Consider the following 14,036-nt stretch of genomic DNA (forward strand, 5'->3'; position numbering starts at 1 on the left):
GTTTTCAAAGAACTACTTGGCCGCTCATTTGCGACTTCCTTATGTTAACATCTTCGTTTTTCGATGTCAACTAAGTTTTTCAATTTCTTTTTTGTCGTTTTCTGCGTTTCTGCATCAGCGACGTTTATTAATTTACCATATACAAACTATTAACGTCAACACTTTTTAATAAAAAGTTCTTTTTCTTACATAACGAATACATTCTTCTGCATTAGCGACTCTCCGAAATAAACAAAAAATGATTTTATATCTTTCTTCCATCGCTTTTTTTACAACTTCATGAATACGCTCATCTTCAAAATCAAATAAAAGTTCCTCTAACTCTCTCTTTAATATGTATTCCATCTCTTTTCTCTCTTCTTTCGTCAACATCAGCCCAAGCAAATGATCACCTCAATAATTCCTTACGTAACAATAAACGTTCCGCTCATTTTCACTTATCACAATCCTACCATTCATTATATCCACTGCTTACGATGTTAATCCTTTGTTCTCTTTTTTATATTTACAGCATATATGTAACTGAAAAGGATTGGACAAAGGGGCGTAATATTATGTTTTTCTTTTTTATTACGAGTAAGAGAAATTTTAAACAGATTAGCTTAATAGTGATACTTTCCTTATTTACAGCATGGCTACTCTTTTTAAAAACATATTCACATGAATCTGCTTTTTCAACTGCTACAGGTCCTAAAGTAATTTACAAAGGAGATACCGCTAAAAAGCAAGTTGCATTTACGTTTGATATTAGTTGGGGAGACAAAAAAGCAATTCCAATCCTTGATACTCTTAAAGAAAGAGAAATTAAGAATGCAACCTTCTTCCTTTCCGCTGCATGGGCCGAAAGACACCCTGATATTGTCGAGCGCATCCTGAAAGATGGACATGAAATCGGTAGTATGGGCTACAACTACACATCCTATACTTCTTTAGAGACGAATGAAATAAGACGAGACCTTTTACGAGCGCAAGATGTTTTTACAAAACTTGGTGTAAAACAAGTCAAGCTGTTACGTCCACCTAGTGGTGAATTTAACAAAGCAACCCTTAAAATCGCAGAATCACTTGGATACACCGTCGTGCATTGGAGTAATAATTCAAACGATTGGAAAAATCCAGGTGTAAATAACATCGTTTCTAACGTCTCTAATAATTTAAAAGGTGGAGATATCGTCTTATTACACGCATCTGATTCTGCCCTTCAAACAAATAGAGCTTTACCGCTGCTCCTACAAAAATTAAAAAGTGATGGATATGAACAAATATCCGTATCACAACTTATTTCCAACACAAGTACGAAAAGTGAAGATGTAAAGTAGTTCCTTCCCTACTATTCTTCACGCATAAAAAGCTCTACTACCTTTCAATAAGGTGGTGGAGCTTTTTTAATTACACCATTTCCAGCAGTATAGCTGCTGTTTTATAAAACCTCTCTATTAAGCAGATTTACTCGTTTTTCCGATTAAACGATGTAATACAAGTAATTGATATGCATTACATAATAAGAGCGGTATAACCATTAAATATAACCAATCTGTATCATTAATCCGAAGCGCTGGTACCCATTCAAGAATCGTTACAACAACCATAAAGAACAGAGCTGGCACAAATGCTTTTTTATTTGTTTCTTTACTTTTCACATAAGCAACAATTGCTCCAAACACAAATAATATTCCAGCAACAAGTATGTTATTCCCTAATGAGACTTCCCCATTTGCAATAAGTACAGATCTTAAATACACGAAATCAAATAATACGAATGCAATAAAGAAGAGCTGGACTGCATTCCATAAAGAAGATGAGCGAAACATCCCTAATCCAAAACGGTGGATTGTTAAATATGCAAAGAACCCCATTTGACTTATAACGCTAAAAATAAAGCCTACACCCATCAACCAGAAAGATACCGCTAAAATCTCCTTGCCGTCGAAATTTTGAAAAAATTTATTATACTTGTCCCACTCCAAAACAAAGCCAATAATAACTGTGCTAATCCCACCAAGAAACAACGTCGTTAAAAATAGTCGTACCCACTTGCGGCTATTCACAACACATCCCCCATTATCCTTATATTTCTAATTAAATTGTATCAATGACAATTTCAAAAAGCTAGCCATGTTCATGTATAAATTCCTTAAAGATATTTATATTAAAAAGAGAGAACTGTGCTGAAAGGAGTTCCAACTTATGAAACGGATGCTATTCATTTTCGTTTCTTCTTTTCTGCTTATTGCACTTGCAGCATGCGCACAAGGAAAAGAAACGAAATCCGAACTAGATTACGATCAAACAAAGAAAATGATTGTTGATATTTTAAAAACAGATCAAGGTAAGAAAGCTATTCAAGATGTATTAACTGATGAAAAAATGAAACAAGCACTCATACTAGATGAAACGGTAGTAAAGAAAACGATTGAAGATGCAATGGTATCCGATAAAGGGCAACAATTCTGGGAAAAGCTCTTTAAAGATCCTGAGTTCTCATCGAAGTTTGCTAAAAGTATGGGAAAAGAACAAACTCAATTAATGAAAACCTTATTAAAAGACCCTGAATACCAAGCAGGCGTTATAGAAATCATGAAAAATCCTGAAGTAGAAAAAATGATGTTACAAACAATGAAGAGTAAAGAATACCGTCAATATCTACAACAAGTACTAACAGAAACTGCTGAAAGTCCACTCTTCCAAGCCAAGATGATTGATATCATTAGTAAAGGTGTACAAAAAGCTGAAAAAGGCGGATCTGATAAGAAAGAAGCAGGCGGTGAAGGTGGCTCTCAAGGCAAGAAGAAGGAAGAACAGTAAAAATAATAACTATAATAACGAGTGGACAATTTATACATTGTTCACTCGTTATTACTTTATCTTGCTATTAACAGACAAAATGACTCCCTCTAGTTAAACGAAAGGTTCACTTTATTTTTGTGTAACAGCTGTTTTATCGATTACCGTTTCAGCTATTTTACTATAAATAATGCCCGTTGTATGTGTATCTTCATATACTGAAGGAGCAAAGTCTTCTTTATTCCAATCAGGTTGTTGCAGCGGAATGCGTCCAAGAACGTTTGTTTGTAGTTCGGTAGCTAACTTATCTCCCCCACCTTTTCCAAATACATATTCTTTCTCACCAGTTACCTTACTTTCAAAATATGCCATATTCTCAACAACACCAAGAATACTATGTTCAGTGCGCAATGCCATCGCTCCAGCACGTGCTGCTACAAACGCAGCCGTTGGATGAGGCGTCGTTACAATAATCTCTTTGCAAGATGGCAACATTGAGTGCACATCTAACGCAACATCACCTGTGCCTGGTGGCAAATCTAGTACTAAATAATCTAAATCGCCCCATTCTACTTCTGTGAAGAAGTGGTTTAACATTTTCCCAAGCATAGGTCCTCTCCAAATAACTGGTGCATTATCCTCTACAAAGAAGCCCATTGAGATTACCTTTACCCCAAGTCGTTCCACCGGAATTATCTTGTCACCTCTTACGATAGGACGTTTTTCTATCCCCATCATGTCTGGCACACTAAAACCGTAAATGTCCGCATCAATAATACCAACTTTTTTTCCTAAACGAGCTAAAGCAACTGCAAGGTTAACGGAAACTGTTGATTTTCCCACGCCACCTTTTCCACTCGCTACTGCTAAAAATGTTGTTTTTGAATTAGGTGATAATAAAGATTCAGTTTGCTCTTCTTCTTGCTCCGGTGCAAACTGAGCTAATTCCTCTTCTGTAAATTCTGCAAAACGAAGTCCAACTGTTGCTGCCCCAAGTTCTTTTACTAACTTTACAATTCCGGACTGCAACTGCATTTGCTCCGCTGTACCGGTTTTTACGATTGCAATTTTGACACTCACATGTTCCTTCTCAGGCTTGACTGTTACCTCTTTAATTGCGCTTGTTTCTTTTAATGTTTTATGTAAAAACGGATCTACAATCCCTTCTAACGCTTCAACCACTTGCTCTTTCGTTACCATAATTAGCCCAGCCCCCTGTATAAAAAATAACGTAATGTTAATTGAATTTATCTCTGCTTATTCTTGAAATAAATGCGTTTACATTTCCAGTATAACATATTTTCCGAAAACTTCGTTAACGAGAGAAACTCAAAAAAACCCTCCTTATTCTGGAGGATTTCCTTTTTCCGTAAAATAACGTAATATACCACGGTATATTGCAGCTGCTACCTTTTGCTGATATTTCTCCGAATTTAACATATACCTTTCGTTCACATTCGATAAAAATCCGGCTTCAATTAAAGCACCTGGTGTTTTCGCATACTTCAATAAGTATACGTGAGAGATCGTTTTAGCAGAACGATTCGTATTTTCTAAACTTGTTCTCAATTCAGCCTGTATAAATTTCGCAGCACGTTCATTTTCAATTGAAGAGCGGTAGTAGAACGTTTGTGCGCCTTTCGATCCACTACTAGTTAAAGCATTTAAATGAATACTTGCAAAAAAGTCTATATCAGGTTTATTGATAATTTCTACACGTTTTTTTAAATCCTCAGCTTTACGTCTACTATATGACTTTGTATCTTTGTTAGCTAAATCATAATCTCCCTCACGCGTTAAAATAACTAGTGCACCTTGTTCTTGTAAATAGTCTTGTACCTTTTTTGTAATTTCAAGCGTAATATCCTTTTCTATAATATCCTTTCCACCAACAGCCCCTCCATCTGGTCCACCATGCCCAGCATCTAATACGATTACTTTCCCTGATAAGGGTAAATTCCAAGCTCGCCACGATTTTGTAATTTGAAATTCTTGTTTGACTAAAAAAAACAATACAACCGCAGCGAGTGCAAAAGAGATAATTCGAATTCTCTTCATACCTTTCCTCCTCCAGCTAGTCCCTCTAATTACTTATATGGGACAAGAGGAAAGTTTATGCTTGTCTTAATGAAGCTTTAATCGATATCTTCTTTCACCTTTTTCATATCCTTCTTGCCACCACAATCCTATAAACTGCTGACAAGATTCAAAAAGTAATTCCTCATCTTTCAACTTTATCTCTCGCATAGTCATACTCGTTAAAAATTGAAATAGCGTTTCCGTTAATTGTTGTTCTTCTTCTAAAGCTCTATATTTCACATCAAAGAAAGATTCACCATAATAACCAAATTTACTATATCTCGCTCCTAATAAATATGATTCTATCCCTAATTCAATACAGTAATCTTCATACTGACGATGAAGCTCTTGCATTTGAAAGGCATCACGAATATTTGAACGCAATGTTTTTAATGATAATTCCCGCAACATCTTCCGCTCGTATTTTAACTGCTTTTCTTTTTGTTTTTCTTGTAAGCTGACAATGACATTCATAGTACTTATAAACCTCCCTAATACGTATTAGTCTAAACTTCTAAAGAAGAAGCATACGCGCGGCGGTAGTACTAAAATATTCCAAGCTATAAAAATCACAAAAGAGGAATGAAACATAAAAAAACCCCAACCAAAATGGTTGGGGTTTGTAGTTCGCAAAAATTAACGTTTTGAGAACTGAGGTGCACGACGTGCGCCTTTAAGACCGTATTTTTTACGCTCTTTCATACGTGCGTCACGAGTTAATAGACCTGCACGTTTTAGTGTTAGACGGTATTCTGGATCAGCTTTTAATAAAGCGCGAGAAATACCGTGACGAATAGCACCAGCTTGACCAGTGTATCCACCACCATTTACGTTTACAAGTACATCGTAGTTACCTAAAGTTTCTGTTGCAACTAGAGGTTGTTTCACTACTTCACGTAATGCAGCAAATGGGATATAGTTTTCAAAATCACGACCGTTAATGATAACGCGTCCTTCGCCTGGAACTAGGCGTACGCGCGCTACTGAACTCTTACGACGTCCAGTGCCATAGTATTGAACCTGTGCCAAAGTAAGCCCTCCTTTAATTAATTATCCGCGAAGTTCGTAAACTTCTGGTTTTTGTGCTTGGTGTGGATGCTCTGCTCCAGCATACACGTTTAGTTTCTTAGAAACTTGGCGGCCTAAGCGTCCTTTTGGAAGCATGCCTTTAATTGCAAGCTCTAACATTTGTACAGGGTAGTTTGTACGCATTTCTAGAGCTGTTCTTTGTTTAAGTCCACCTGGGTGGTTAGTGTGACGGTAGTAAATTTTATCGTTTAATTTATTACCTGTTAAATGAATTTTCTCAGCGTTAATAATAATTACATGATCACCCGTGTCAACGTGTGGTGTAAATGTAGGTTTGTTTTTACCGCGTAAAATAGATGCTACTTCCGTAGATAGGCGACCTAAAGTTTGACCTTCAGCATCAACCACATACCATTTACGCTCAACTTCGTTAGCTTTTGCCATAAAAGTCGTACGCATGTGTTTCCCTCCTCGTTATCTTTTCCATAGAAAAAATCTATTGTTTATCTTAAACACGATTTCCTTCCGGGGCTAATCGTGGTTTTAGAAACAATACCATATGTTATGATATACTTTTGAGTTTCTAATGTCAAGCAAATGTTACACCAGGATTAGTTGTTATAGTTTACCTGCCATAAGTAAAGCCCATGACCTGGAGCCATCTTTCCAGCAAACTGGCGATTTTGTTTCGCTAGAATCTCTGGAATGCTATCAGGATCAAGCTTTCCTTGCCCTACGTTAAGTAACGTACCAACAATAATTCTGACCATATTATATAAAAATCCATTACCTACAAAACGAAAAATTAATTCATCGTCTTGCTCAATTAGCTCAATTTCATAAATTGTTCTCACTTTATCTTTTTTGTCAGTTTTTGCCGAACAAAAAGAAGTAAAATCATGCGTTCCAATAAAATACGGGATCGCTTTTCTTATAGAGTTGATTTCGAGCGGATATGGATATTGATATACGTAATTTCTACGGAATACATCCGCAGTCTTTGATAATAATACACGATAACGATATTCTTTTCTCTCAACACCGTAACGCGCATGAAATTCTTCTGTTTTTTTCTCTACCTGTCTGATAACAATATCATCTGGCAACATTGTGTTTAATGCATTACTCCATTGCCACTCTTCAAGAGACAACGGTGTATCAAAGTGTATCACTTGTCCTTTAGCATGAACGGTAGAATCCGTCCTGCCTGATGCCTGAACGCGAACAAGTTCTCCTTTATGCAATTTCTGTAAAGCTTTCTCGATTTCTTGTTGAACAGTACGATGCTGCGGCTGAATTTGATAACCACAAAAATGCATGCCATCATATGCAACCGTACATTTTATTCTATCCATTTCTCTATTCTCCATTACGATCGCACCCATGCTAAAATACAAGCTAAGCAAAATAAGCTTACAATCGTTACTGTATCGCTTGTTTTCCAGCGTAGTTGCCTAAATTTAGTACGTCCTTCACCACTTTGATATCCACGAGCTTCCATCGCAATCGCTAAGTCCTCTGCACGCTTAAAAGCACTGATAAACAGAGGAACGAGCAGCGAGATAATAGCTTTCATTCTATCTTTTATCGGTCCCCCAGCGAAATCAATACCACGTGATGCTTGTGCTTTCATTATTTTACTCGTTTCATCCATTAATGTCGGGATAAAACGAAGAGAAATTGACATCATTAATGCGATTTCATGAACAGGAACCTTTATACGCTTCAAAGGCTTTAATAACGTCTCCAAACCATCTGTAATTTCAATAGGTGTCGTCGTTAACGTTAATAATGTCGTCATTAAAATAATAACGAAGAATCGTACAGAAATGTATATCCCTTGCTCTAATCCTTTTTCATGTATCGAAAACCAACCAAGCTGGAATAGTACATCCCCCTCTTTATTTGTAAAAATATGCAGGAAAAATGTAAAAAGAAAAATCCATAAAATTGGTTTTAAGCCCGAAAGTACATAACGAATCGGCACTTTTGCAAAAAATAAAGCAATGAGTGCATATAAAAACAAAAATCCATATGAAATCGCATTATTTGCTAAGAAAACAACAAATACATATAAAAAGACAATCAGCAGCTTCGTACGTGGATCAAGTTGATGAATAAGTGAATTCCCTGGGATATATCTCCCAATAATCAACTGCTGCATGATTCATGACCACCTTTTCGTAACACCTGCACAACTTCATGAGTAAGATCCTCTAAAGATAAGGTAGCCTTTGGAATTGAAATACCAAACTTCTCTTCAATTGCACGTTTATACTTTAAAGACATAGGAAGATCCACACCAATTTTCTCTAGTTCATCAACATGTGAAAATACTTCCTCTGCACTTCCTTGCAAAAAGACCGTTCCTTTATGCATAACTACAATCTGCTCCGCATACTGAGCAGCATCTTCCATATTATGCGTTACAAGGATAACTGTAAGACCCTTCTCCTTATGCAACTTATAAAACATCTCCATAAGTTCGTTCTGCCCTTTTGGATCTAGTCCTGCTGTAGGTTCATCTAATACAAGCACTTCAGGTTCCATCGCCAGTACACCCGCTATAGCAACACGTCTCATTTGTCCACCACTTAATTCGAACGGAGAACGTGTTAACAGTTCCGGTTCTAGCCCTACAAGTTCTATTGCCTCTCTAGCCTTTTGCTTCGCTTCGTCTACAGATACCCCAAAATTAGTAGGTCCAAAACAAATATCTTTCTCCACAGTCTCTTCAAACAACTGATGTTCTGGGAATTGAAAGACGACCCCTACTTTTTTACGTAGTGGCTTTAACTTTTTTTCTTTCTTTCCTGCCGAAATCAAATGTTCACCAATTTGAACTGTACCATTTGTCGGCTGCAATAAACCATTTAAATGTTGAATCATCGTCGACTTTCCTGAACCAGTATGACCGATAATGGCATAATAGCCCCCACTTGGAAACGACACGTCTACATCATAAAGTGCGCGTCTTTCAAATGGAGTTTTATATTGATAACGATGTTCTACTTTTTGGAATGTAATCTCCAAAGTTCGTTCACCAAGCTTTCCATTGTAAGATGCGTATTTTGCAAGAGAATTTCATTTCTTTTTAATAATTCTGCTATTTTAACCGAAAACGGTACATCTAAGCCAATTTCTTGGAGCATATGAGAGGACTTAAAAATTTTCTCTGGAGTCCCTTCCTCTAATATTTCTCCCTTATTTAAAATAATGACACGATCTGACTGTGCCGCTTCTTCTAAATCGTGCGTAATTGATAACACGGTAATACCTTTTTCATTAACAAGTTGTCTAACCGTTTCTACTACCTCACGTCTTCCTTGAGGATCTAACATTGAAGTTGCTTCATCTAATATTAAAATAGATGGCTGAAGTGCTAAAACGCCCGCTATTGCGACTCGCTGTTTTTGTCCACCAGATAACGAATGGGGTTCATCATTAAGAAACTCTTCCATACGGACCAGTTGAAGGGCTTGTTCTAGTCTTTCTATCATCTGCTCTCTTGGCATTCCGATATTTTCTAGACCAAATACAACGTCATCTTGTACTGTCGTTCCAACAAATTGATTATCTGGATTTTGAAATACCATCCCAATTTGTTTTCGAACGTCCCACACCGTTTCCTCTGATAAAACCACTGTATCATTTATAGTAATGGTCCCTGATTCTGGTAAAAACAAACCATTCAATAATTTTGCAAGTGTAGATTTACCTGAACCATTTTGTCCAATAACAGATACCCACTCTCCTTCATATAAGGAAAATGAAACATCTTTTAATGCATAAGAGGCTGCCCCAGGATATTGAAATGATATATTTTCTGTCCGAAGTTTCTCTTTTTTCAATAGAAGGCACCCTTTCCTTCGCCAAGTTAGCCTATTTTTTTATATTTAAAAAAAAAGGGCCATGACCAGTTACTTGAAAAGAACTGTCCTGCCCTTTTAATCAGCATTATACTAACTCGATAATTACCATTGGTGCTGCGTCTCCGCGACGTGGACCAATTTTTGCAATACGAGTGTATCCGCCTTGGCGCTCAGCATAGCGTGGAGCTACATCAGCGAATAATTTTTGAAGTGCATCTTGACCAGTCTCAGCGTTAGCAACTTCATTGCGAATGAAAGCTGCTGCTTGACGACGAGCATGAAGATCTCCGCGTTTACCTAAAGTGATCATTTTTTCCACTACAGAACGAAGTTCTTTTGCACGAGTTTCTGTCGTTTGGATGCGCTCGTTGATAATTAAATCAGTAGCTAAATCACGTAACATAGCTTTACGTTGCGCACTTGTACGGCCTAATTTTCTGTATGCCATTCGTAGTTCCCTCCTTTGTTGATGGGTTTAAATCCTCAGTCGTCTTTACGTAAACCTAAACCTAATTCCTCAAGTTTATGTTTAACTTCTTCTAAGGATTTACGTCCTAAGTTACGAACTTTCATCATATCTTCTTCTGTTTTGTTCGCAAGCTCTTGTACAGTATTAATTCCTGCACGTTTTAGGCAATTATAAGAACGAACAGAAAGATCTAGTTCTTCGATAGTCATCTCAAGAACTTTCTCTTTTTGATCTTCTTCCTTCTCGACCATAATCTCAGCATTTTGTGCTTCATCAGTTAAACCAACAAAGATATTTAAATGCTCAGTTAAGATTTTGGCACCTAAAGAGATAGCTTCTTTTGGCCCGATGCTTCCATCCGTCCATACATCAAGCGTAAGCTTATCATAATTAGCCACTTGTCCGACACGTGTCTTTTCCACTTGGTAAGTTACACGTGATACTGGAGTATAAATAGAATCAATAGGAATTACTCCTATTGGTTGATCTTCGCTTTTATTTGCATCAGCTGGCGTATACCCACGGCCACGCTTTGCAGTTAAACGCATGCGGAAATGCGCATTTTTTGCTAACGTTGCAATGTGTAAATCTGGATTTAAGATTTCTACATCACTATCGTGAGTAATATCAGCAGCTGTGACAATACCTTCGCCCTGTACATCAATTTCCAACGTCTTCTCTTCTTCAGAGTAGATTTTAAGAGCTAACTTTTTCAAGTTTAAGATGATCGTCGTAACGTCTTCTACTACGCCCTCAACTGTTGAAAATTCATGCAATACGCCATCGATTTGGATAGCAGTAACAGCGGCACCAGGGAGTGAGGATAAAAGAATACGACGTAAGGAGTTACCCAAAGTAGTACCATATCCACGCTCAAGCGGTTCAATTACGAATTTACCATATTTAGCATCTTCGTTAAGTTCAACCGTTTCGATTTTCGGCTTTTCGATTTCAATCATTAACTAAACCCTCCTTCAAAACGTCGAAACCCCGGTTAAACAAAGGTATAACCCCTGTCTAACCGAAAGTCCCCCTTAGGCAGTTCCCGATTGTGCACAACAAGCGATGTTTCTGTACGAAATTTCTCGATAATGCATCATATCCATTATAGACAAAAGGGAAAATTCTATACAGAAAAATTACACACGACGACGTTTTGGCGGACGACATCCATTATGAGGAACTGGAGTAACATCTCTAATTGCTGTTACTTCTAGACCTGCAGCTTGAAGAGCACGAATTGCAGCTTCACGACCAGCACCAGGACCTTTAACAGTAACCTCTAAAGTTTTTAAACCGTGCTCCATTGCAACTTTAGCAGCAGCTTCAGCAGCCATTTGCGCAGCGAATGGAGTAGATTTACGAGATCCACGGAAACCAAGTGCACCAGCACTAGACCAAGAAAGTGCGTTACCGTGAGTATCTGTAAGTGTTACGATTGTGTTGTTGAAAGTAGAACGAATATGAGCTATACCAGCTTCGATATTCTTTTTCACACGTTTTTTACGAGTGTTTGTTTTACGTGCCATTGTTAGTTCAACCTCCTTTACTTATTATTTCTTTTTATTTGCTACTGTACGACGTGGACCTTTACGTGTACGAGCATTGTTTTTAGAGTTTTGACCACGAACTGGTAAACCACGACGGTGACGAAGACCACGGTAAGAACCGATCTCCATTAGACGTTTAATGTTAAGAGATACTTCACGACGAAGGTCTCCCTCAACTTTAATACGATCGATAACATCACGGATACGTCCTAATTCGTCTTCCGTTAAATCACGAACTCGTGTTTCTGAAGAAATACCAGCTTCAGTAAGAATTTTTTCAGCAGTTGTGCGACCAATGCCGAATACGTAAGTTAAAGAAATAACAACGCGTTTGTCTCGAGGAATATCTACACCTGCGATACGTGCCATTCTGAATGCACCTCCTTCTGATTAACCTTGTTTTTGTTTATGTTTAGGGTTTTCACAAATAACCATTACTTTTCCACGTCTACGAATAACTTTACATTTTTCGCAGATTGGTTTAACTGACGGTCTTACTTTCATGTCTCGAACCTCCTTAAAGATTACGGAGTGCTATATTATTTAAAACGGTACGTAATACGACCACGATTTAAATCGTACGGAGATAATTCTACCGTAACTTTGTCTCCTGGTAAAATACGAATGAAGTTCATACGGATTTTACCAGAAACGTGAGCCAATACGACATGCCCATTCTCTAATTCTACTTTGAACATAGCATTTGGCAACGTTTCAAGAACGGTACCTTCGACTTCAATTACATCATCTTTAGCCATTCAATAGTTCTCCCTTCTTCAAATCAGTAACATTTTACACTGCTCTGAAATCCCGGAGAGCCAGCTACTTATAAAGTGGTAAGGATTTCGTATCCTGCTTCTGTAAGAGCAATCGTGTGCTCAAAATGGGCACACCATTTACCATCTACCGTTACCACTGTCCAGTCATCAGATAGTGTTTTTACATATCGTCTTCCTTGATTCACCATCGGCTCAACACAGATGACCATTCCCGGCTTTAATCTAGGGCCTCTATTTGGTGGACCATAGTGCGGGATTTGAGGGTCCTCATGTAAGTCTTGCCCGATTCCGTGACCAACATACTCCCTAACGATCGATAACCCATTCTCTTCAGCATGGGTTTGAACCGCATGTGAGATATTTGATAATCTTTCGCCTGGTTTTACTTGTTCTAGACCAAGATACAACGATTTTTCTGTGACATCAAGTAGCTTTTGAACAGATTCAGAAATGTTTCCAACTGGATACGTCCATGCAGAATCTCCATGGTACCCATTGTATTTCGCACCAATATCGATACTGATGATATCGCCCTCTTTGAGCTTACGCTTCCCTGGAATTCCGTGTACAAGCTCTTCATTTACAGAAGCACATATGCTCCCCGGAAATCCGTTGTATCCTTTAAAAGATGGCGTAGCACCATATTTTTGAATCGTCTTTTCCGCTATTTGATCGAGCTCTTTCGTTGTAATTCCTGGAATAATGTGCTGTTTCAACTCTTGATGAGTTAAAGCAACGATTCTGCCAGCTTCTCGCATGATTTCTATCTCGCGAGGAGTTTTGCAGATGATCATTACGCTAAGTCTCCGATGAGAACATCGATATCAGCAAATACTTTATTGATATCTTGCTCACCATTAATGCTTTGTAAGTAACCAAGCTCATCGTAGAAATCAAGCAAAGGTTTTGTTTGCTTAATATTTACATCTAAACGATTTGCTACAGTTTCTTCATTGTCATCAGAGCGTTGGTATAATTCGCCACCACATTTATCGCACACATCAGCTTTTGCTGGTGGATTGAATTCTAAGTGGTAAGTCGCACCGCACTCTTTACAAATGCGACGGCCTGTAAGGCGTTTTAATAACAACCCTGAATCCACATTAATGTTTAAAACATAGTCGATTTTTTTGCCAAGATCTTTCATAATCTCTTCAAGAGCTGATGCTTGTGCAACAGTTCGTGGGAAACCGTCTAGCAAGAAACCTCTTACGCAGTCTTCTTGACTTAAACGTTCACGAACAATTCCGATTGTAACTTCATCTGGAACAAGTGCACCTTTATCAATAAAAGATTTTGCTTGTAGACCCATTTCAGTTTCAGCCTTCATAGCTGCACGGAACATATCTCCTGTTGAAATGTGAGGGATGTTATACTTGGCTACAATCTGTTCGGCTTGTGTACCTTTACCAGCACCAGGAAGCCCCATTAAAATTAAGTTCATCCTTGTTCCCCCTCAGTACATGAGCATGTA

Annotated in this window: 21 protein-coding genes; 2 read left to right on the plus strand and 19 right to left on the minus strand. The window is 37.9% G+C overall.

The window, feature by feature from the left end; genetic code table 11:
* Positions 1–165 precede the first annotated feature (165 nt).
* On the minus strand, positions 166–384 hold the full coding sequence (locus COK05_RS19670; RefSeq protein ID WP_000901145.1) for a hypothetical protein: 219 nt from the start codon (positions 382–384) through the stop codon (positions 166–168).
* Between the two features lie 170 nt (positions 385–554).
* Between COK05_RS19670 and pdaB the strand changes: the two genes are divergently transcribed.
* Entirely contained in the window at positions 555–1,319 is a 765-nt protein-coding gene (pdaB, locus tag COK05_RS19675) for a polysaccharide deacetylase family sporulation protein PdaB (RefSeq protein ID WP_098613931.1), read from the plus strand.
* 117 nt (positions 1,320–1,436) lie between these two features.
* On the opposite strand, the gene kbaA is transcribed toward pdaB, so the two are convergent.
* A complete protein-coding gene (gene kbaA / locus COK05_RS19680; protein ID WP_001088526.1) occupies positions 1,437–2,048 on the minus strand; it encodes a KinB signaling pathway activation protein KbaA in 612 nt (203 codons plus the stop codon).
* Positions 2,049–2,187: 139 nt separating this feature from the next.
* Between kbaA and gerD the strand changes: the two genes are divergently transcribed.
* Positions 2,188–2,805, plus strand: a complete 618-nt coding sequence (gene gerD, locus COK05_RS19685; protein WP_098613932.1) for a spore germination lipoprotein GerD — start codon at positions 2,188–2,190, stop codon at positions 2,803–2,805.
* Positions 2,806–2,916: 111 nt separating this feature from the next.
* Here the strand turns inward: gerD and COK05_RS19690 are convergent, their stop codons facing one another.
* From COK05_RS19690 to COK05_RS19770, 17 genes are all read right to left on the minus strand, one after another.
* Entirely contained in the window at positions 2,917–3,984 is a 1,068-nt protein-coding gene (locus COK05_RS19690; RefSeq protein WP_023520822.1) for an Mrp/NBP35 family ATP-binding protein, read from the minus strand.
* 144 nt (positions 3,985–4,128) lie between these two features.
* Complete coding sequence (gene cwlD, locus COK05_RS19695) at positions 4,129–4,842, minus strand: N-acetylmuramoyl-L-alanine amidase CwlD (protein WP_000822437.1); 714 nt, start codon at positions 4,840–4,842, stop codon at positions 4,129–4,131.
* 66 nt (positions 4,843–4,908) lie between these two features.
* The gene (locus COK05_RS19700; RefSeq protein ID WP_001101005.1) at positions 4,909–5,337 is read right to left on the minus strand and encodes a DUF2521 family protein; all 429 of its coding nucleotides are present in this window, start codon (positions 5,335–5,337) and stop codon (positions 4,909–4,911) included.
* 162 nt (positions 5,338–5,499) lie between these two features.
* Positions 5,500–5,892, minus strand: a complete 393-nt coding sequence (rpsI, locus tag COK05_RS19705; RefSeq protein WP_000079986.1) for a 30S ribosomal protein S9 — start codon at positions 5,890–5,892, stop codon at positions 5,500–5,502.
* 21 nt (positions 5,893–5,913) lie between these two features.
* A complete protein-coding gene (rplM, locus tag COK05_RS19710) occupies positions 5,914–6,351 on the minus strand; it encodes a 50S ribosomal protein L13 (RefSeq protein WP_001260795.1) in 438 nt (145 codons plus the stop codon).
* A gap of 152 nt (positions 6,352–6,503) precedes the next feature.
* Entirely contained in the window at positions 6,504–7,247 is a 744-nt protein-coding gene (gene truA / locus COK05_RS19715; protein WP_033656275.1) for a tRNA pseudouridine(38-40) synthase TruA, read from the minus strand.
* Positions 7,248–7,261: 14 nt separating this feature from the next.
* On the minus strand, positions 7,262–8,056 hold the full coding sequence (locus tag COK05_RS19720) for an energy-coupling factor transporter transmembrane component T family protein (RefSeq protein ID WP_098447698.1): 795 nt from the start codon (positions 8,054–8,056) through the stop codon (positions 7,262–7,264).
* The gene (locus COK05_RS19725) at positions 8,044–8,925 is read right to left on the minus strand and encodes an energy-coupling factor ABC transporter ATP-binding protein (protein ID WP_098613933.1); all 882 of its coding nucleotides are present in this window, start codon (positions 8,923–8,925) and stop codon (positions 8,044–8,046) included. The genes COK05_RS19720 and COK05_RS19725 overlap by 13 nt, the downstream gene beginning before the upstream one ends.
* Positions 8,901–9,743, minus strand: a complete 843-nt coding sequence (locus COK05_RS19730; protein WP_098613934.1) for an energy-coupling factor ABC transporter ATP-binding protein — start codon at positions 9,741–9,743, stop codon at positions 8,901–8,903. Before COK05_RS19730 ends, COK05_RS19725 begins: the two co-directional genes overlap by 25 nt.
* A gap of 106 nt (positions 9,744–9,849) precedes the next feature.
* On the minus strand, positions 9,850–10,212 hold the full coding sequence (rplQ, locus tag COK05_RS19735) for a 50S ribosomal protein L17 (protein ID WP_000331490.1): 363 nt from the start codon (positions 10,210–10,212) through the stop codon (positions 9,850–9,852).
* Between the two features lie 35 nt (positions 10,213–10,247).
* Positions 10,248–11,192 carry a DNA-directed RNA polymerase subunit alpha gene (locus COK05_RS19740; RefSeq protein ID WP_000569644.1) on the minus strand — a complete coding sequence of 315 codons (945 nt, stop codon included), beginning with the start codon at positions 11,190–11,192 and terminating at the stop codon, positions 10,248–10,250.
* Positions 11,193–11,372: 180 nt separating this feature from the next.
* Positions 11,373–11,762 (minus strand): 30S ribosomal protein S11, encoded by a 390-nt coding sequence (gene rpsK / locus COK05_RS19745; RefSeq protein ID WP_000101797.1) that lies wholly within the window; start codon positions 11,760–11,762, stop codon positions 11,373–11,375.
* A gap of 24 nt (positions 11,763–11,786) precedes the next feature.
* The gene (rpsM, locus tag COK05_RS19750; protein ID WP_000090792.1) at positions 11,787–12,152 is read right to left on the minus strand and encodes a 30S ribosomal protein S13; all 366 of its coding nucleotides are present in this window, start codon (positions 12,150–12,152) and stop codon (positions 11,787–11,789) included.
* Between the two features lie 21 nt (positions 12,153–12,173).
* Positions 12,174–12,287 (minus strand): 50S ribosomal protein L36, encoded by a 114-nt coding sequence (gene rpmJ, locus COK05_RS19755; protein ID WP_000868344.1) that lies wholly within the window; start codon positions 12,285–12,287, stop codon positions 12,174–12,176.
* Positions 12,288–12,322: 35 nt separating this feature from the next.
* On the minus strand, positions 12,323–12,541 hold the full coding sequence (gene infA / locus COK05_RS19760; RefSeq protein WP_001029884.1) for a translation initiation factor IF-1: 219 nt from the start codon (positions 12,539–12,541) through the stop codon (positions 12,323–12,325).
* Between the two features lie 68 nt (positions 12,542–12,609).
* Entirely contained in the window at positions 12,610–13,356 is a 747-nt protein-coding gene (gene map / locus COK05_RS19765) for a type I methionyl aminopeptidase (protein ID WP_098613935.1), read from the minus strand.
* A complete protein-coding gene (locus tag COK05_RS19770; RefSeq protein WP_016084022.1) occupies positions 13,356–14,006 on the minus strand; it encodes an adenylate kinase in 651 nt (216 codons plus the stop codon). The genes map and COK05_RS19770 overlap by 1 nt, the downstream gene beginning before the upstream one ends.
* Positions 14,007–14,036 lie beyond the last annotated feature (30 nt).

The organism is Bacillus cereus (assembly GCF_002567495.1).
Lineage (GTDB): Bacteria > Bacillota > Bacilli > Bacillales > Bacillaceae_G > Bacillus_A > Bacillus_A cereus_AQ.